The 17,753-nt window shown below is 69.0% G+C and carries 18 protein-coding genes; 13 read left to right on the top strand and 5 right to left on the bottom strand.

The genetic code is table 11. From position 1 onward, the window contains the following. Positions 1-320: 320 nt before the first annotated feature. Positions 321-659 carry a flagellar protein FlaG gene (locus tag AC3IF1_RS09860; protein WP_489217399.1) on the top strand — a complete coding sequence of 113 codons (339 nt, stop codon included), beginning with the start codon at positions 321-323 and terminating at the stop codon, positions 657-659. 345 nt (positions 660-1,004) lie between these two features. Here the strand turns inward: AC3IF1_RS09860 and AC3IF1_RS09855 are convergent, their stop codons facing one another. Continuing rightward, entirely contained in the window at positions 1,005-1,742 is a 738-nt protein-coding gene (locus AC3IF1_RS09855) for a FadR/GntR family transcriptional regulator (RefSeq protein ID WP_489217398.1), read from the bottom strand. Between the two features lie 306 nt (positions 1,743-2,048). On the opposite strand from AC3IF1_RS09855, the gene AC3IF1_RS09850 reads away from it, so the two are divergent. The 9 genes from AC3IF1_RS09850 to AC3IF1_RS09810 all read left to right on the top strand — a co-directional run bounded on the left by AC3IF1_RS09850 (position 2,049) and on the right by AC3IF1_RS09810 (position 10,264). After that, a complete protein-coding gene (locus AC3IF1_RS09850) occupies positions 2,049-3,476 on the top strand; it encodes an FAD-binding oxidoreductase (RefSeq protein WP_489217397.1) in 1,428 nt (475 codons plus the stop codon). A gap of 26 nt (positions 3,477-3,502) precedes the next feature. Beyond that, the gene (locus AC3IF1_RS09845; RefSeq protein ID WP_489217396.1) at positions 3,503-4,831 is read left to right on the top strand and encodes an MFS transporter; all 1,329 of its coding nucleotides are present in this window, start codon (positions 3,503-3,505) and stop codon (positions 4,829-4,831) included. A gap of 11 nt (positions 4,832-4,842) precedes the next feature. Beyond that, positions 4,843-5,943 carry a four-carbon acid sugar kinase family protein gene (locus AC3IF1_RS09840; protein WP_489217395.1) on the top strand — a complete coding sequence of 367 codons (1,101 nt, stop codon included), beginning with the start codon at positions 4,843-4,845 and terminating at the stop codon, positions 5,941-5,943. Further along, positions 5,940-6,968, top strand: coding sequence for a 4-hydroxythreonine-4-phosphate dehydrogenase PdxA (pdxA, locus tag AC3IF1_RS09835; RefSeq protein WP_489217394.1), 1,029 nt, complete (start codon positions 5,940-5,942; stop codon positions 6,966-6,968). The genes AC3IF1_RS09840 and pdxA overlap by 4 nt, the downstream gene beginning before the upstream one ends. Positions 6,969-6,976: 8 nt before the next feature. Next, a complete protein-coding gene (locus AC3IF1_RS09830; protein WP_489217393.1) occupies positions 6,977-8,104 on the top strand; it encodes an iron-containing alcohol dehydrogenase in 1,128 nt (375 codons plus the stop codon). An 11-nt stretch (positions 8,105-8,115) separates the two neighbouring features. Continuing rightward, complete coding sequence (locus tag AC3IF1_RS09825) at positions 8,116-9,012, top strand: dihydrodipicolinate synthase family protein (protein ID WP_489217392.1); 897 nt, start codon at positions 8,116-8,118, stop codon at positions 9,010-9,012. Between the two features lie 212 nt (positions 9,013-9,224). Beyond that, the gene (gene tnpB / locus AC3IF1_RS09820) at positions 9,225-9,563 is read left to right on the top strand and encodes an IS66 family insertion sequence element accessory protein TnpB (protein ID WP_489217391.1); all 339 of its coding nucleotides are present in this window, start codon (positions 9,225-9,227) and stop codon (positions 9,561-9,563) included. A 41-nt stretch (positions 9,564-9,604) separates the two neighbouring features. Next, complete coding sequence (locus AC3IF1_RS09815; RefSeq protein ID WP_489217390.1) at positions 9,605-9,889, top strand: transposase domain-containing protein; 285 nt, start codon at positions 9,605-9,607, stop codon at positions 9,887-9,889. A gap of 99 nt (positions 9,890-9,988) precedes the next feature. Then, positions 9,989-10,264, top strand: a complete 276-nt coding sequence (locus tag AC3IF1_RS09810; RefSeq protein WP_489217389.1) for an IS66 family transposase — start codon at positions 9,989-9,991, stop codon at positions 10,262-10,264. Between the two features lie 73 nt (positions 10,265-10,337). Here AC3IF1_RS09810 and AC3IF1_RS09805 read toward each other — a convergent pair whose 3' ends face one another. Continuing rightward, positions 10,338-12,560, bottom strand: a complete 2,223-nt coding sequence (locus AC3IF1_RS09805; protein ID WP_489217388.1) for a xanthine dehydrogenase family protein molybdopterin-binding subunit — start codon at positions 12,558-12,560, stop codon at positions 10,338-10,340. Between the two features lie 14 nt (positions 12,561-12,574). Next, entirely contained in the window at positions 12,575-13,045 is a 471-nt protein-coding gene (locus AC3IF1_RS09800) for a (2Fe-2S)-binding protein (RefSeq protein ID WP_489217387.1), read from the bottom strand. A gap of 133 nt (positions 13,046-13,178) precedes the next feature. On the opposite strand from AC3IF1_RS09800, the gene AC3IF1_RS09795 reads away from it, so the two are divergent. The 3 genes from AC3IF1_RS09795 to AC3IF1_RS09785 all read left to right on the top strand — a co-directional run bounded on the left by AC3IF1_RS09795 (position 13,179) and on the right by AC3IF1_RS09785 (position 16,148). Next, positions 13,179-13,772, top strand: a complete 594-nt coding sequence (locus tag AC3IF1_RS09795) for a hypothetical protein (protein WP_489217386.1) — start codon at positions 13,179-13,181, stop codon at positions 13,770-13,772. 331 nt (positions 13,773-14,103) lie between these two features. Then, the gene (locus AC3IF1_RS09790; protein ID WP_489217385.1) at positions 14,104-14,769 is read left to right on the top strand and encodes a winged helix-turn-helix domain-containing protein; all 666 of its coding nucleotides are present in this window, start codon (positions 14,104-14,106) and stop codon (positions 14,767-14,769) included. Beyond that, complete coding sequence (locus AC3IF1_RS09785; RefSeq protein WP_489217384.1) at positions 14,766-16,148, top strand: ATP-binding protein; 1,383 nt, start codon at positions 14,766-14,768, stop codon at positions 16,146-16,148. The genes AC3IF1_RS09790 and AC3IF1_RS09785 overlap by 4 nt, the downstream gene beginning before the upstream one ends. Here the strand turns inward: AC3IF1_RS09785 and AC3IF1_RS09780 are convergent. Together AC3IF1_RS09780 and AC3IF1_RS09775 are read right to left on the bottom strand one after the other, a co-directional pair. After that, entirely contained in the window at positions 16,132-16,467 is a 336-nt protein-coding gene (locus AC3IF1_RS09780; RefSeq protein WP_489217383.1) for a cytochrome c, read from the bottom strand. The genes AC3IF1_RS09785 and AC3IF1_RS09780 overlap by 17 nt on opposite strands. A gap of 30 nt (positions 16,468-16,497) precedes the next feature. Beyond that, on the bottom strand, positions 16,498-17,727 hold the full coding sequence (locus tag AC3IF1_RS09775) for a molybdopterin-dependent oxidoreductase (protein WP_243970224.1): 1,230 nt from the start codon (positions 17,725-17,727) through the stop codon (positions 16,498-16,500). Between the last annotated feature and the right edge of the window lie 26 nt (positions 17,728-17,753).

Here is a 17,753-nt window from a genome sequence, read left to right as displayed (position 1 = left end):
CCGAGAGCCTCAGATCCGCGCGTTGTCGGTTGGGTCGCCTCAACGGTGCGGCCATGCGGGCGCGGCGGACCGCGATGGGTCGATGCCGGCGGATGGCTTCGCGCGGTGTCGCGGTCACCAGCGGGACGTCCCTATGCAACCGGGCTCGCGCATCCCACTGCGACGCCGAAAACAGCATGGATTTGTGCCGCTGCGGTAACCGGATGTTCATCCCATACCCGGACGGCGCGCGGCATTCGGTGGATCAAGGCCAAGCGTTAAGGGACGCTTAGGCGCGCTCGTCCCTGAATCCCTTTTCACAGGATCGCAGGAGATCGACCATGGAGATCCGCCCGCTGACGACGCCGACGCAGGGCCCCCAGGGCCTCGACGCGCTCGGGGCCACAGCCGCCTCCGCCAGCACGCAAGACACGCCGGATCCGTCGGCGGGCGCCACGACGCTGGAGCCGGCGGTGAAGCTCGATATCGCCGCCACCAGCAGCAAGGCGCGCTTCATCCAGGACCCGGACACCAGCGCGATCGTATTCCAGGTCATGGACACCGCCTCGGGTGACGTGATCGACCAGTTGCCCAGCGAGACGGCCCTCCGCAACCGGGCTTACGAGTCCGCGCGGGATACGCACGCGTCGCAATCCGGGAGCCTGTCGCGGGTCGCCTGAGCTGCGCTGATACCTTTGCCGATCACATAGGCGCGGTCCAACGCAGGGAGGCTTTGCCCCGCACGCGCCTGCTGAACACGCACAACGGCCAAGATGTCGGCGTCCCACTCCGCGGAGGCGGCGCGGCGCGTCCCGAAGTTCCGTGTGGCGAAAGTCACGTGCGTTGCTCCGTCCGCAGGTATTGTCCGGTTCCGCGTTGCCCGCGACTCTGTGAGCGCGGCCGCTCAATGTCTGGACGTGGCGGAAAGCTATCCGTCCGGTGCGTATAAAAGGAGACGCGCTTCGTCGAATCCGGCTCCGACGTGCTTCCCAACATGCCGACCGACTCGGCGCCCGTTCTGGGACTTACAGCGAAAGATCGAGCAACCGCCCTTCGAACAGGCGGTCCCGCGACGTGCGGATATGGACGGCCATACAGCTTCGGGCCGCCTCGGCCTCGCCGTCTTGGATCGCGCGGAAGATGCCCTCGTGCTCGTCGAGCACGCCCTTCAGGCCGGAGTTCGGACCGAGAAGGGACAGGCCGTGGATCTTCATGCCGACCGCGATGTGCGAGCGCAGCGCCTGAAGAGAGGCCGCATAGTAGTGGTTGTTCGAAGCTTCCGCGATCGCGTGGTGGAACATGAAGTCGGCATCCTCGCGGTGCTGTTCCTGGCGCGTCGCCGTCGCGAGAAGATCCAGGGCTGCCGCGATGCTATGGAGGGCTGATTCGTCCCGCCGGAGGGCCGCGTGGAAGGCGGCATCCGGCTCGATGGTGAGCCGGAACTCGTAGCAGCGCTGGATGTCGGCGATGCTCTCAACCGGGGCGAAGCCCAGCGTCTGCTTCGCCTCGCTCGCCCGGACGAAGCTGCCCGCGCCGCGCCGGGACACGATGGCTCCCTCGCGCCGCAACCGGTCGAGGGCGGAGCGGACCACGGGGCGCGAGACCCCGAACTGGCCCGCGAGATCGTGCTCGCTCGGCAAGCGGTCGTTCGGTGCGTAGGTGCCGTCCGCCACGCTGGTGAGGATCGACCGGTAGACGATATCCACCAGACTCGTCGGGCGAGGCGTCGATGCCTCCGATGATAGGGCCAAAGGTGCCGTCACTGGCTGTCCGTTCCCGCACGACCACACAGGCAGGGTGTCGGTTCGAGGAGGCGCCAATCTGACACATCTGGGCGTCCCCGTCACGCAACTTGTAAAAAAGATGTCAGGTGCGGCGGGGCTCTCGACACGCCCCGTGTCGTTTCCGCGCCGTAGCAAATTCGCCATTCGGACGACGTTTGTCGCCGGAACCTGTCTGGAATTAGGCGGCCAAAGCCCCTTGACCTGTCCTATAGCCCCGCGTAATTGACTGACAACTTTATAACAAATTTTATGCCGGGGCGGGACCCCGCTCTATGGGAGGTTGCCGTGAGTGATGCTCAAGGCTTCATCGAACTCTTGGCCGCCATCGTCGGCCCTCGGAACGTGATCGGTCCGAGCGACGATCTCGCCCCCTACGTGACCGACTGGCGCGAGCGCTACCACGGCCAAGCCGACGCGGTCGTGAAGCCCGCCAACGTCTCCGAGGTGTCGCAGGTCGTCGCCCTGGCGCATCGCGAAGGCGTGGCCATCGTCCCGCAGGGCGGCAATACCGGCCTGTGCGGTGGCGCCACCCCCACCGCGCCCGGCCGCAACCTCGTGATCCGGCTGGATCGGATGCGAGCGATCCGCGCCGTCAGCCCGCTGGCCAACACCATCACCGTCGAGGCCGGCTGCGTGCTGGCCGACATCCAGGCCGCGGCCGAGGCGGCGGATCGGTACTTCCCCCTGAGCCTCGGGGCGGAGGGCTCCTGCCAGATCGGGGGCAACATTGCCACCAATGCGGGCGGGACCGCCGTGTTGCGCTACGGCCCGACGCGCGACCTCGTCCTCGGCATTGAGGCGGTGCTCCCCGACGGTCGGATCTTCGACGGCCTGCGCGCCCTGCGGAAGGACAACACCGGCTACGACCTGAAGCAGCTCTTCATCGGCGCCGAGGGGACGCTTGGCATCATCACCGGCGCGGTGCTGAAGCTCTTCGCCAAGCCGCGGGTGTCGCTCACGGCGCTCGCGATGCTGCCCGGCGTCGAGCAGGCGCTGGAGGTGATGGGCCTGCTGCGCTCCCATGTTGGCGACCGGCTGGGCTCGCTGGAGATCATGAATCGCAGCCAGATCGAGGCAATTCGCGATCACGTGCCGGATACGGCGATCCCGTTCAGCCTCGACACGCCGTGGTACCTTATCATCGAGCTCACCGACACGCTGGCCGGCGCCGACCTCGCGACGCCTCTCGAAGCCGCGCTCGGTGAGGCCTTGGAGCGCGAGCTGATCTCGGACGCGTTGATCGCATCGAGCGAGGCACAGGCCAAGTCCATCTGGAAGGTCCGCCACAGCGTCTCGGAGGGCAACAAACGCTCCGGCCTCGTCGTCTCCCACGACAGCGCCGTGCCGCTCGATCGTCAGGCCGCCTTCGCCGTGAACGTCGAGACGAGGATCCGCGCGGCGGCGCCGCACGCCGTCGTGGCGATGCACGGCCATATCGGCGACGGCAACATCCACGTCTGCGCGCTGATCGACCGGGCGAGGCTCACGGAGAGCGGCGAGGCCGACCGTGTCGTCGCCCTCATCAACGGCATCGTCGATGACGAGACGCGGCTGCAGCGCGGCGCCATCAGTGCCGAGCACGGGATCGGCCTGTCCAACCGCGGCCGGCTCGCCCGGGTCACCGATCCGCTGGAACTCGATGTGATGCGCGCGATCAAGCGGGTGCTCGACCCAGCCGGCCTGATGAATCCCGGCAAGGTCCTGATGGACTGAAGAAGCACAAAAGGGAGGATCGCGCCGTGACGGGACAGAAAACACGACCGCTGCCGAAGCAACGCTGGTTCATCGTTCTGATGTGCTTCCTCGCGGTGGCGATCAACTACATCGACCGCGCCAACCTCGGCGTCGCCGTGCCGATGATCCAGAAGGAATACGGCATCGATCCGGCCCTGATGGGCCTGATCCTGTCGGCATTCTTCTGGTCCTACGTGCTGATGCAACTGCCGGGCGGCTGGCTGATCGACAAGTTCGGCTCGCGCCTGACCTATACGGTGGCGACGCTGATCATGTCGGTCGCGACCTTGGCGACGGCGTTTGCGGGCGGCGTCGCCTCGCTCATCGCGTGCCGCATGGTGCTCGGGATCGGCGAGGCGTTCTGCTACCCGGTCAACGCCAAGGTGACCTCCCTGTGGTTCCGGCGCTCCGAGCGCGGGCTCGCCACCGGCATCTGGGCCTCGGGCTCGCGCGTCGGATCGGCGATGACCCTGCCGCTGGTGGCCTTCATCATCGCCAATTTCGGCTGGCGCGAAGCCTTCCTCGTCACCAGCGCCATCGGCCTCGTATGGATGGTGCTGTGGTACGTGCTCTACCGCGATCCGAGAAACCATTCCGCCGTCTCGGCCGAGCAGCTCGCCGTGCTGGAAGCCGATTACGCGGTGAAGGCCGGCGCCAAGAAGATCCGTTACGCCGAGCTGTTCCGCTACCGGACGATCTGGGGAATGATGATCGGGTTCTTCTGCTTGAACTTCGTCATCTACTTCTACACCACCTGGTTCCCGTCCTACCTCACGCAGTCCCGCGGCTTCTCCCTGACGAAGCTCGGCACGCTCGGGCTGGTGCCCGGCCTCGTGGCGATCCCGGCCGGCTGGCTCGGCGGCTACCTGTCCGACCGTCTGTTCAAGGCTGGCTGGAGCCTCACCGCCGCCCGCAAGACCTGCCTCGTCGGCGGCCTGCTCGCCTCCTCCGTGGTGGCCCTGGCTCCCCTCGTGCCGGGTGACGCGGCGGCCCTGACCCTGCTGGCGATCTCGTATTCCGGCCTCGCCTTCGCCGGCGCCAACATCTGGACGCTGCCGGGTGACGTCGCCCCGACCCCGGCCCATGTCGCCTCGATCTCCGGCATCCAGAACTTCGCCTCGAACCTCGCGGGCATCGCCATCACGACTTTCACAGGTGTGATGGTCTCGATCACCCAGGGCTCGTTCGTGGTGCCGCTGGCGGTGGCCGGTACGCTCAGCATCGTCGGCGCCTGCTCCTACCTGTTCATCGTCGGCGAGATCGCGCCGCTGAAGAGCCGGGAGGATGAGGCCGAGGACTCCATCTTCGCCGCCGCCAGCCCCTCGAAGGCTTGAGGCAGGCTCCGATGCCGACCCTGCGGCTGATCGCCGACGACCTGACCGGGACCCTCGACACGGCGGCCGGCCTGACCGGCCTCTGTGGCACCATCCCGGTCGCGTGGCCGGAGATCCTACCGGATCGGGCATCGGGCTCGCTCGCCATCGATTCCGGGACGCGCGAGCGCGGAGAACAAGAGGCGGTGCGGATCACGCGCGGGCTTCTGCCCCACCTCGACGGGGCGGATATCGCCTTCAAGAAACTCGACAGCCTGATGCGCGGTCCCTGGGCGACGGAGTTGGCGGCCACGGTGCAGGCAGGCGGCTGGCGACGCTGCATCGTGGCGCCCGCCTTCCCCTACCAAGGCCGGACGACGGTGGAAGGCCGGCAGCAGATGCGGCGCGGTGAGGACTGGGTCCCCGTCTCGACCGATATCGTGCGGATTCTGCGCGAGGCCGGTCTCCCCGCCCGCCGGGCCGCGGTCGCGGACGGGCCGGTGGAGGGCGTCGCCGTCTACGATGCGCGCACCGATGAAGACCTCGCAGCCATCGCGGCTCTGCCGGCGGACGGCTCCGTCCTGTGGTGCGGCAGCGGCGGGCTCGCCGCTGCCCTCGCCGGGAGGACGAAGCCGCCCGGCGATGGCCGGCTGGAAGGCCCGGTCCTCGGGCTGTTCGGGTCCGACCGCGCGGAGACCGAGGCCCAACTCGCGGCCTGCGGGCCCCTCCGGCTCGTGCTCACCCACGGCGCGCCCCGTCGAGACCTCATCATGGACCGTCTGTCCCGCGACGGGGCGGTGATGGTGAGCCTCGACCTTTCCCCCGGCACGGCCCGCCAGGCAGCGGCAGGGCAGATCGCGGAGGCCTTCGCGAGATCGATCGATGAACTCCCCCGGCCGGGGAGCCTCCTCGTCGCCGGGGGCGAGACGCTCAAGGCGCTCTGCCTCGCCCTGTCCGTCGAATGCCTCGACGTGACGGGGCAGATCGCACCCGGCCTCCCACGCTCGACGCTCCGCGGCGGGCGATGGGACGGCCTGCCGGTCGTGTCGAAATCAGGCGCCTTCGGTGCGTCCGGAATCTGGTGCGACATCCTTTCCCAGAACGGCTTTCCGCACGACAGGAGCGGCACATGACCCCCCACCTCGCCATCACCATGGGCGATCCCGCGGGCATCGGCCCCGAGATCATCGTCAAGGCCGCGGCGCGTCTCAAGGACCGGATCGATTCCGGAGACTTGAAGCTCATGATCGTCGGCAGCGTCCCGGCCCTGCGCCGGGCGGAACAGTCGTTGGGCCTCCTGACGGAGCAAATCGCCGAAGTCTCCGAAACGGGTTCCTGGCCCGCCCTTTGTTGCCTCCAGGCCGACGAGGAAGGCGCCCCCATCGAGCCGGGCCAGCTCTCCGCCGATGGCGGTCGCGTCGCCTACAAGGCGATCGAGGCGGGTGTCCGGATGGCGCTGGCCGACAAGATCGGCGGCATCGTCACGGCACCGCTCAACAAGGAAGCGCTGAACAAGGCCGGCTACCACTATGCCGGCCATACCGAGATGCTGGCTGAACTCACCGGGGTGCGCGGCTCGGTGATGATGCTGGCCCACGGCAACATGCGCGTCTCGCATGTCACCACCCACGTCGCCCTGCAGGACGTGCCCAAGCGCCTGACGCCGGAGCGCCTGCGCCTCGTCATCGACCTCACCGACAAGGCCCTGAAGGGCCTGGGCTTCGCCGCGCCCAAGATCGCGGTCGCCGCGCTGAACCCCCATGCCGGCGAGGGCGGCCTGTTCGGGCGCCAGGACATCGATGTCAGCACCCCGGTGATCGCGCAGGCCAATGCCGACGGGCTGAACATCCACGGCCCGGTGCCAGGCGATACGGTGTTCGTGAAGCTGCGCGCCGGCCAATACGACGCGGTGGTCGCGATGTACCACGACCAGGGGCACATCCCGGTGAAGCTCCTGGGGTTCGAGATCGATCCCGCCACCGGCAAGTGGATGGACCTGTCGGGGGTGAACATCACCCTCGGGCTGCCGATCATCCGCACCTCGGTCGATCACGGCACCGCCTTCGACATCGCCGGCCAGGGGATCGCCAACGAGCGCAGCCTGATCGAGGCGATCGAGTATGCCGAGCGGCTCGCCGCCAACCGCCACGCGGCGTGAGGACCAGGATGAACATCGCCTCACCGATCGACCTCGTCCGGCCACAGGAGATCGTCTTCGGCGCGGGCACCCTGTCCCGCATCGCGCGCTTCCTCGCCGAGCGCGGCTGCCGCCGCCCGCTCGTGGTCGCCGATGCCTTCAACGCCGGCCGGGTGGACCTCCTCGGCCTGTCCGGCGAGGTCACCGTGTTCGGATCGGTGAAGCCCGAGCCAGATATCCCGAACCTCGACGCGGTCCTCGCCCTGGCGGAAGAAGTCCGGCCCGATTGCGTGATCGGCTTCGGCGGCGGTAGCGCCATGGATCTCGCCAAGCTCGTCGCGGTCCTGCCGGGCAGCGGCCAGACCCTGCGCGACGTGGTCGGCCCCGAGAAGGTGCTCGGCCGCCGGATCGGCCTCGTCCAGGTCCCGACCACCGCCGGCACCGGTAGCGAGGCGGGCACGCGCTCCCTGGTCACCGACCCGGAGGCGCAGGCCAAGCTCGCGGTGCAGAGCCGCCACATGCTCGCCGACCTCGCGGTGATCGACCCCGATCTCACGATGACCGTCCCGGCCGCCGTGACCGCCGCGACGGGCGTCGATGCCTTGGCCCATTGCGTCGAGGCCTTCACCAGCCGCAAGGCGCACCCGACCATCGATCTCTACGCCCTCGAAGGCGCGCGCCTTGTCGGCCGATACCTCCCGCAGGCGGTAGCCGACGGCTCCGACCACGAGGCCCGAGCCGGGCTGGCGCTGGCCTCCCTGTACGGTGGATTCTGCCTCGGGCCCGTGAACACCACCGCCGGCCACGCCGTGGCCTATCCGCTCGGTACCCGGCACCACGTCGCCCACGGACTCGCCTGCGCGGCGATCTTCCCGCACACGCTGGCGTTCAACGCGCCCGCCGTGCCGGAGAAGACCGCGCTCGTGCTGCAGGCGCTCGGTGCCCCGGCCAGCGCCGACGAGGCCGCCGTCCGCGAATACGCTATCCGCTTCTGCGCCGATCTCGGCGTGGAACTGCGCCTGTCGCGCATCGGCGTGCCGGAGGACGATCTGGATGCGATGGCAGGCGAGGCCCACGCCATCCGCAGGCTCCTTGATAACAACCCGCGGGACATGAGCCGCGCCGACATCCTCTCACTCTACCGCGCCGCTTACTGAAGGCTCCTGCGATGACTGATCCCGCCCTTCATCCCCGCGGCGTGTTCTGCGCCGCCGCCACTCCGCTGACGGCCGATTACGCCCCAGATCACACACGCTTCGTGGCTCATGCCAAGCGGCTCATCGCGCAGGGCTGCGACGGCGTCGCCCTGCTCGGTACGACCGGGGAGGCGAACTCGTTCTCGCTGGCTCAGCGCCAGGCTCTGCTGGAGGCGACCGTCGAGGCCGGCGTCGCCCCGGACAAGCTGATGCCCGGCACAGGCGTCGCGGCGATCTCGGAGACGATCGAATTGACGAACCACGCCCTCTCGCTCGGCGTGAACACGGTCGTGATGCTACCGCCCTTCTACTACAAGGGCGTCACCGATGACGGGTTGTTCGCGGCCTACTCGGAGGTGATCGAACGGATCGGGGATGCGCGGCTTCGCGTCGTCCTCTACCACATCCCCCAAGTCTCGGGCGTGCCGATCTCCCACGACCTGATCGAGCGGCTGCGGGCGCGCTACCCGGAAACCGTCACCGGCATCAAGGATTCCTCCGGCGACATCGCCAACCACGTGGCGATGATCGAGCGGTTCCCCGGCTTCGCCGTGCTGACCGGCGCCGACCCGCTGTTGTTGCCGCTGCTGCCGAAGGGCGCCGCGGGCTGCATCACCGCCACGTCGAACCTCTGCGCGGCGGACCTCGCCTTCGTCTATCGGCACTATGCCGACCCCTCGCAGGCGGACGAGGTCGCCGCAGCGCAGGCCCGCGTGGTGACCGAGCGCGAGCGCACCGTCGGCCCCCGCCAGATGGCCGCGATCAAAGCACTCATCGCGCAGGCGACGGGCGAGGACGGCTGGCTGCGCCTGTGCCCGCCGCTCATGGCCCTCACCGCAGACCAACACCGCGCGCTGCTCGGCGGCTGAGCGAGCGTAAGCGCTCGGTGACGGCTGCCTTGCGGGGATAAGGCTTGGATCTGGATACAGGCAATGGCGCTGTATCGACCCTGTGTCTGGACCTATGGCGACCGGTTCTCACATCGTCGTCGCGGGAACGCGACGGACTTGGTCGCCCGGGCAGAAGCGCGGGATCCTCGCCGGGGCGGAGGGTCCGACGACGACAGCGTCAAAGCACGCGCATGGGCTTCGACGGCTTGGCCAGCCCCGTGCGGGATCACCGCGCGCGTAATCCCTTCCCGGGACCGGCTTCCGTGTTCCGCGGGCGGCAGGGGCACCCGATCCAGGTGCTATCGCGGGACAGCCAGGGCCTTTGCCCGTTCGCCAAGCGCTTGGAGAGGGGTCGCCTCGTCTGGCCGGCGACGGCGGGGGGCCGCCGCGCTGACGCCAGCGCAGCTTGCGATGCTGCTGGAAGGCATCGACTGGCGTGCCCCGGTGCGTGCGGACCGGCCCTGCCTCGCAGGCTGACGCTCGGGCGCCGAAACGGGCTTGCGCGCTGGTCGGGACGGCGTGAGCTCTAGATCCTGGCTCACTCTCCGGTGACGTCGATACGCTCAAGCGCATGATCGTCGGCATGGCGCGGGAAGCTGTCCATGCCAACACGCCGATCGAGGAGCTGCGCAGCGAACCCGCTCGTCACAAGCGTGCGCAGTTTGGCGTCTCGTCCGAAAAGCCGATGGCACGCGTCGAGCACCCCGAACTCGCCACTGAGCCGTCGGAGGTCGACGCAGCCTCCCGCGCTAGGCCAGCCCGCGGTCCCCTGCCCGATCACCTGCCGCGCGAGAACGTGATTTATCCCGGCCTGCGCCTGCCCGTCCTGCGGTGGGGTACTGCGTCGGATCGGTGAGGATGTGAGGAAGACCCTCGATTGCGTGCCCAGCCGCTTCAAGAGGGTCCGGCACATGCGCGAGGCGTTCGCAAGCCGGGTTTGCGAAGGCACCGTGCAGTGGCCGCCCCGCATCACGCCATCGCCCCTGGGCGCGCCGGAGCCGGGCTGCTGGCCCATAGCGCGGTGGCGAAGTGCGACGATCGTCTGCCGCTCTACCGCCGGGCCGAGATCTGCGTTCGTGACGGGGTGGATATGGCCACATCGATCCTGTCGGGCTGGGTGGGGGCGACTGCCGCCGCCCGCTCGCCGCCGGTCGACCTGCTTCACCAGGACGTCCTGGCCGCCTCGGACGGGCTTCCTCGACCGGACGGCCGCCAAGCCCAACGACGCTGACCACGTAACAGGTGTGCGCTGTGCAGTCTGACGGGCGCGGCGATCCGGTTCAACGGCCGCGCCCGTCGGCCGGTCAGGCACCCTGCAAGGCTGCCCGCACCTTGGCCGGCGTGAATGGAACGGACCGCACACGCACGCCGGTCGCATCGAAGACCGCGTTCGAAACCGCAGCCGGCACGATGGCGGCGGACGGCTCACCAGCCCCCCAAGGCTTCTCGGTCGGCCGGTCGATCAGGTCGATCACCACCTCGGGCACGTCCGGGAAGGTCAGGATCGGGTAGCTCGACCAGTCGAGGCTCGTCACGGCGCCGCGATCGAAGGTGACCTCCTCCATCAGCACCCGGCTGACCGTCTGGATGACGTTACCGTCGAGCTGGTTGCGCACACCGTCCGGGTTGATGATCTGCCCGCAATCCTGGACCACGAAGAAGCGTGGCACCCGCACCTGCCCTGTGTGGCGATTGACCTCGACCTCGGCCACACCGGCCACATAGGTGCGGTTGAGCTCGTACTTCACGTAGGAGATGCCACGGCCGCGCAGCACGTCGCCCGCGACGTCCTTCACCGGTGAGGGCCGGGCCTGCCACTTGGCGAGTTCAGCGACCCGCTTCAGAACCTCGATGCCGCGTGGGTCCTTGAGCGCACGCAGGCGATAGTCCAGCGGATCGGCGCCGGCCGCCGCCGCGCATTCATCGAGGAAGGCCTCGTTGGCGTAGGTGTTCTGCATACGCCCGGGGGTGCGGATCCAGGACGGCCGCAGCGGCGTCGAAGCCAGACGGTGGCAGACCGTGCGCACGTTCGGGAAGGCGTAGGGCAGCGCCGAGTTGCCGATGATGTTGCCCGGCGCCATCGTGGTCTCATGCGGCAGGTCGGCCAGCGAGGCCGCCACCAGCGGCACGTTGCCCGCCGCCCCTTCCGGTATGTGGAACTGCGAGGACCAGGCGGTGACGTTGCCCTGCTGGTCGAGCCCGGCCTTCAGGTCGATCAGGGTCGGCGGTCCCTTCGGATCCCAGCCGTGCTCGTCCGCGCGCGACCACTGGACCCGCACGGGGCGGCCGACCGCGCGGGCGAGGAGGGCTGCGTCGCCCGCCGCATCCTCGTGGCCATTGCGGCCGTAGCAGCCTGAGCCCTCCACATAGATGCAGCGCACCGCCTCCGGCGCGAGGCCGATCATCGCCGCGAGCTGCTTGCGCAGGGCGTGCGTCATCTGCGAGGCGGTCCAGCAGGTCAGCAGCCCGTCCTTGAGCTCCGCGATGGCGCAGGAGGGACCGATCGAGCCATGGGTATGGATGGCGAAGTCGTAGCTCGCTTCGAGCCTCCGGGCCGCCTGGCCGAGCGCCGCCTCGGCATCGCCCGTGCTGCTCGTCACGTCGTCCTTGGTCACCTTCGTGGCGCGGACATGCTGCCAGAGCTTGTCCTGCTCGGGCAGCCCCTCCCACTTGGACCACGTCGCCTTCAGCTGTCCGGCCGCCTTGATGGCCGCCCATTCCTTCTCGGCGACGACGGCCAGGAAGTTGCCCTGGCGCACCACCTTGATCAGGCCCGGGATGTTGGCGACCGAAGCCTCGTCCACGCTCTGCAGGTCCGCGCCGATAGCCGGGGGGCGGACCACGCGGGCGTGCACCATGCCGGGCACGCGGTAATCCTGCATGTAGGTGAAGCGGCCGGTCATCTTCTCGGGGATGTCGATCCGCGCCACCGGCTTGCCGACCAGGGCGAACTGCGCCGGGTCCTTCGTCTTGACCGCCGGATCGACCTTGAGGTCGAGGCGCCCGTCATTCACGAGGTCGGCGTAGGAGAGGCCCTGGCCACCGGCTTTCGGCCGCACGGTGCCGTTCTCGCTCACCAGCGCGTCGGCCGGCACGCCGAGCCGCTCGCTCGCGATCTGCACGAGGCGCGCGCGGGCGGTCGCCGCCGCCTGCCGGATCTCGACGCCGCCCTTCTGGATCGAGAGGCTTCCATAGGTCGGCCCCTGATCCGGCGTCAGCGCCGTGTCGCCCTGGACAATGGTCACGCGGTCGAGCGGGAGATCGAGTTCCTCGGCTGCGATCTGTGCCATCGCGGTCTCGACGCCGGTGCCGAGATCGACCTTGCCGGAGAAAATCGTGACGCGGCCATCGGCACCGAGGGCCAGGAAGCTGTCGACCTGGTCCGGGGCGACGGGCTTCGAGAAGCCGGTGGTGGCGACCGGCGCGAAGGTCTGCGCCTCGGCCCGGCGGCTGGGCAGCGAGAAGCCGACCACCAGCGCGCCGCCCTGGAGGAGCAGGCCGCGGCGGGAGAGGAGGGGTGCGTTCATGACGGTGACCTTCCTCAGAGCGTGCCGGCGGCGCGCTGGACGGCGCGCACGATCCGCAGATGGGTGCCGCACCGGCACAGGTTCTGCGCCAGCGCCTGCCGGATCGCGGCCTCGTCGGGTTTCGGGGTCTCGTTGAGGAGGGCCGCCGACTGCATGATCATGCCGTTGATGCAGTAGCCGCACTGCGCGGCCTGTTCGGCGATGAAGGCGGCCTGGATCGGGTGCGGCTGCTCGGGGCTTCCGAGGCCTTCCAGCGTCACGACCTTGGCGCCGACCTTCAGACTCGAGACCGGGGTGATGCAGGAGCGCACCGCCTGACCGTCGATGTGCACCGTGCAGGCGCCACATTGGCCTAGGCCGCAGCCGAAGCGTGGACCATGCAGGCCGAGATCATCGCGTAGCACATAGAGGAGCGGCGTATCGGCGTCGTCCACGCTCACCTGCGCCGCGCGCCCGTTCACGTCCAGCGACATCTGCTGCGCCATCGGGTGTCTCCGTGGAACCATTCTTGAGTGCTCGGCCTATACCCGGCGTAGATCCGGAGCAACGCGACGGCGTGACAGCGGCCCACAATCGCTGCACCGGGCCGAGCTGCCACCAGCACCGTCAGGGATGCGCATGTCCTCGCAGATCCGCCTTTGCACCCTCGCATTTGTGCTCGCGTTGTCTGCCGGTCACGCAGGGGCCGCCGAGGGCGTTGCGCAGGACTGGCCCGCGCCTTCGCGGAAAGCCGCAGAGGCCGTGACCGAAAAGTACGGCGCTCCTCAGGAGCAAACCGCGACCATGATGATCTGGCACCGGAACGGGCAATGGATCCGAACCGTGGTGCACAAGGTCGGGGCCGAGCACGACTTCCCGGCCAAGCACAGCGACGTGCTGGAGCAGAGCCTGCCCTACAAGGTTTCGCTCAACCTCTTCAGCGCCATTGCGACGTTCAACGGCAGTGTGATCCCGGATCGAACGCGAGGTACGCTCACGGCCTACGGCGCCAGTGAAGCCGAGAACGTCCTGAGCTTGAACTTAGCCCGCGCGGTGGTTCGCGGCGAGCTCACGGCGGAGCAGGCGCGCGACAAGCAGGTCGTGGCGGCACAGCAGCTGGCGAAGGGACAGGTGCCAGACCTGGCGTCCAAGCTGACGCTCGACCAGCAACAAGAGGGTGATGTGTCCGACCCGGACACCGCGATGATTATGCCGCCGGGGCAAAAGCCATAGCTCATCACGCTCAGCCAGCCGAACCGATGCGCCTGCGTTGAGCTCAGCCTAAGCGCACGGAAAGATTGCGACCCATCCCGGCCTTGGAAGCCGGTCAGGTAGACACCGTGGATGCGGATATCCGTCTCGTAGCTCGTCCGGCTAGAGGGCGATCCGGGATGTAGCCGATCCGAAGCCGCTCTTTTATCGCGAGGGAGCCGCCAAAGCGTGCCGTTCAGCGCGCCGCCGGGGACGCGACCGCACCCGAACCCATAAAGTTACCCCAAGCCACCCCCAGCGTGGTACTTCGGTGCGATCGCAGCGCATGCCACAACCCTGAAGCGAAGGTTCTGTGCGCATCCTCGTTCTCGAAGATGACCCCGTGCTTTCGGATGGCCTGGTCTCAGGATTGTCTTTGCACGGAATGATCGCGGATTGCGTCGCCACATGCGGGGATGCGGTATCGATCTTTGATGCGACGCAGTACAGTGCGGCGATCTTGGATCTGATGCTGCCAGACGGCTCCGGGCTGGACGTGCTGAGCCACATTCGCGCGCGGGACGACGCCACACCGGTCATGGTCCTCACCGCGATCGACGCCGTGGCCGACCGGATCGCCGGGCTCGACCGCGGCGCGGACGATTACATGGGCAAGCCGTTCGACCTGGGCGAACTCGCAGCCCGGCTTCGTGTGATGATCCGGCGGGCGGCCGGACGCGCCTCTGCTACCTTCGTGTGGCGCGACCTCACGATCGACCTGAGCAGCCGGTTGGTCGCGCGGGCGGGCGTCGCGCTCAACCTCTCACGCCGCGAGTTCGCGCTGCTGGAGGCGCTGATCGAGCGGCCCGGCCGTGTGTTGTCCCGAAGCCAGCTGGAAGCGCGCCTCTACGGCTGGAACGAGGAGATCGGCAGCAACGCGCTCGAAGTCCATGTCCACAATCTGCGCGCCAAGATCGGTCGGGACGCGGTCGAGACCGTGCGCGGCCTCGGCTACCGGATCCGGGAGGACCGCGCGTGAACTCCCTCCGCATGCGCCTGTTCGCCACCCTGGTCACGGCAACCGGGCTGGTCTGGCTCGCCGCCATCGCCTGGACCTACGTCGACAGCCGCGCCCAGTTCGAGAGCATCCTCGACCGCCGCCTCATGGAGGCGGCCCGCATGGTCGACAGCTTGTTCACGCCGGCCCGGGCGGGGGCCGCGCGGCAGGCGGGCGGAGAGGGCGACGCGCTCGCGCGGGTGGTGAGCTACGACCGTCACCTCAGCTGCCAGATCTGGTCTCTGGACGGGCGCCTGATCGGCGCCTCGGACGGGTCGCCGGATCCGGTCTTGTCGGACCAGCACGAAGGGTTCTCGAACCGCGTGGTCGAGGGTCAAGCTTGGCGTGTCTACGCCCTGTCCGACCCGGCCAAGGGCTTCCGCATCCTCGTGGGCGACAATCTCGGGCAGCGGCGGCAACTGGAGCACGGCCTCGTCGAGAGCCTGCTGTTCACCGCCGGTTGCGTCCTGCCGATCCTGGCGCCGCTGATCTGGCTCAGCGTCGGCCGGGGCCTGCGGCCGCTGAACCGCGCGGCCCGCGACCTCGCCGCCCGGGATGCCGACAACCTGGAGCGGGTCGAGACCGGTCGGATGCCGTCGGAGATCCGACCGCTGGTCGATGCGCTGAACCGGCTGTTCGGTAAGGTCGCGGCGGCGCGCGAACACGAACGCACCTTCCTGGCCTATGCGGCGCACGAGTTGCGGACGCCGCTGGCCGGCCTCAAGACGCAGGTGCAGGTGGCCATGCAGGCACCCGGGGCCGCCATGCGGGACGCCGCCCTCGCCCAGACCCTGCGCGCGGTCGATCAATCGGCACGCCTCGTCGAGCAACTCCTGACGGTCTCGCGCCTCGACAGCGGCGGGCGCCCGGCCGCCATGGCGTGGATCCCCGTAGAGGAGCGCCTGCGCGATCTGCTCGCCGGGATGGGCGGCGTGCCGACGCCGGAGCGCGTCGCCCTCGCGCCCGCCCTCACCGGGCTCGAGATCCACATGGACGAGGACCTGTTCGACCTCGCCATGCGCAACCTGATGGAGAACGCCCTGTTGATGACCCCGCCGGAGGGGGCGATCACCTGGGACGCCGCGCTCGGTGCGGATGGAGGCGCCACCCTGTCGATCACCGACGAGGGGCCCGGCATCGCCGAGGCGGAGAGGGCCCTGGTGATCCGGCGCTTCGTGCGCGGCAGCCGGCGGGCGAAGCTCGGCAGCGGCCTCGGCCTCTCGATCGTCACCATGGCGCTGGAGCAATCCGGCGCCCGCCTGCACCTCGACGGACGGGGCGGCGGCCCCGGCCTCAAGGCGAGCGCGATCTTCGGCCCCGGGCTCGCCAGGCGTGCGCCCCCCGCTACGGCTCGCCTTTGACCCGGGCGAGGTAGTCGACGATCACCCGCGCATCCTCCGGCGTGATCGGCGCCTTGTAGGCGGTGATCATCTTGTCGACGACCGCGTGCCACTCCTCCCGGGAGAGGGCCGGCTGGTTCAGGGTGTGGTCGGCGGAGTGGCAAGCCGTGCAGTTCGACGCGATGACGTCGGAGCCCGGCCCGGCGGGGAAACCGACATCGTCGCCGAAGGGCAAGTCGATCTCGGGCGTCGGGCGAAGCTCCAGCGGCGCGGCGGCGCGGGCCGGCGCGGAACCGGCAAGAAGGCCGGCCAGCAGGGCGGTGCGGAGGGATCGGGACATGAGGGATCGGGACATGGTCGCGCTCATCCCTCAGGCCGCCACGAGGTCAAGGGTCTCGACCTGGTTGGACATGTAGCCCCCCGGGTTCCAGACGCGCCGCATCGGCTGCATCACCCGGTCGGTGTTGGTGCAGCGGGCCATCACGGTGTGCGCCCCACGCGCCGGGAGGCTGATCGTGGCCTGCCATTGCCGGAAGCCGTAGGTGCCCTCATCCTTGCCAAGGGTCGTGGGCTGCCAGGTCCGGCCGCCATCGAGCGACAGGTCCACCGCGGCGACCCCGCGGTCGCCCCCGAAGGCGATGCCGCGCACCGGTTGCGGGGCCCCGACCGGGACGCTGTCGCCCGGCTTGAGATTGGTCACGAACGAGCGGGGCAGGTTTCGGGTGATCGGGACCATGCCGAAGCCCTTCTGTCCGGGCTCGACTGTGTAATTGGCCGTGTCCGGCACCCGGTAGCTCCGCGTGGTCCAGACGCTGGGATCGGGGTGGTCTGTCACCGCGATGTCGTCGAGCATCTTGATCCAGTAGACGGCCGACCAGCCGGGGACGATGAGCTTGAGCGGGAAACCGTTCAGCATCGGCAGTTGTTGGCCGTTCATCGCGAAGGCCAGCATGACCTCGCCGTCGCGGGCGTGATCGATGTCCAGGGCCTTCACGAATTTCGGTGCGTCAGGCAGCAGCGGCTCATCGAGGCCGCCGAACTGCACATGGGTGGCGCCGCCCTTCACGCCGGCGCGATCAAGGACATCCTTGAGGCGCACACCGGCATAGAGAGCGTTGCTCATCGAGCCGTTCGCCCATTGGGCGCCGGCGACCCGGGGCTGCGCGTAGAGACGCGAATTGCCGGCGCACTGGCTGACCGCCGCGATCTCGAAGCGCGGCAGATCGTGGATCAACTCACGCAGCGACAGCGCCTGCGGCCGCTCGACGAGGCCGTGGACCTTCAGGGCGAAGCTGTCGGTGTCGACGCGGGTCGGGAAGGTGGCCCAGTGCCAGCTGACGAAGTGCCGATCGTTCGGGGTGAACACACCGGTGTCGAAGACGTCGAACGGCGTCTCCAGCCAAGGCGGTCGGGTGCGCTGGACGATCATGCGCCCCTTTTCGGGATAGGTCGTGGTCATGGGCCGGGTGCTCGGGCCGCCCGGGACATGGAAATCGAAGGTGTCGGCGCGAGCTCTGCCGGCGAGCAGGCCGATCCCGCCGAAGGCGGCGGCCGACAGGAGGCCGCGGCGGCTCGGAGACGATAACGTGTGTTGAGGCATCGGATCGAAGGTTCCGCTGAGCCGGA

This window comes from Methylobacterium sp. E-012 (genome assembly GCF_057836545.1).
The sequence above is the reverse complement of the archived record's forward strand: the minus strand, read 5'-3'. Positions and strand labels throughout refer to the sequence as shown.

Coding starts and splice junctions, on each gene's coding strand:
- AC3IF1_RS09860 (WP_489217399.1), top strand. CDS start 321: ATGGAGATCCGCCCGCTGACGACGCCGACGCAGGGCCCCCAGGGCCTC.
- AC3IF1_RS09800 (WP_489217387.1), bottom strand. CDS start 13,045: ATGGCGCAGCAGATGTCGCTGGACGTGAACGGGCGCGCGGCGCAGGTG.
- AC3IF1_RS09780 (WP_489217383.1), bottom strand. CDS start 16,467: ATGTCCCGATCCCTCCGCACCGCCCTGCTGGCCGGCCTTCTTGCCGGT.
- AC3IF1_RS09830 (WP_489217393.1), top strand. CDS start 6,977: ATGAACATCGCCTCACCGATCGACCTCGTCCGGCCACAGGAGATCGTC.
- AC3IF1_RS09815 (WP_489217390.1), top strand. CDS start 9,605: ATGATCGTCGGCATGGCGCGGGAAGCTGTCCATGCCAACACGCCGATC.
- AC3IF1_RS09825 (WP_489217392.1), top strand. CDS start 8,116: ATGACTGATCCCGCCCTTCATCCCCGCGGCGTGTTCTGCGCCGCCGCC.
- AC3IF1_RS09795 (WP_489217386.1), top strand. CDS start 13,179: ATGTCCTCGCAGATCCGCCTTTGCACCCTCGCATTTGTGCTCGCGTTG.
- AC3IF1_RS09775 (WP_243970224.1), bottom strand. CDS start 17,727: ATGCCTCAACACACGTTATCGTCTCCGAGCCGCCGCGGCCTCCTGTCG.
- pdxA (WP_489217394.1), top strand. CDS start 5,940: ATGACCCCCCACCTCGCCATCACCATGGGCGATCCCGCGGGCATCGGC.
- tnpB (WP_489217391.1), top strand. CDS start 9,225: ATGGGCTTCGACGGCTTGGCCAGCCCCGTGCGGGATCACCGCGCGCGT.
- AC3IF1_RS09840 (WP_489217395.1), top strand. CDS start 4,843: ATGCCGACCCTGCGGCTGATCGCCGACGACCTGACCGGGACCCTCGAC.
- AC3IF1_RS09805 (WP_489217388.1), bottom strand. CDS start 12,560: ATGAACGCACCCCTCCTCTCCCGCCGCGGCCTGCTCCTCCAGGGCGGC.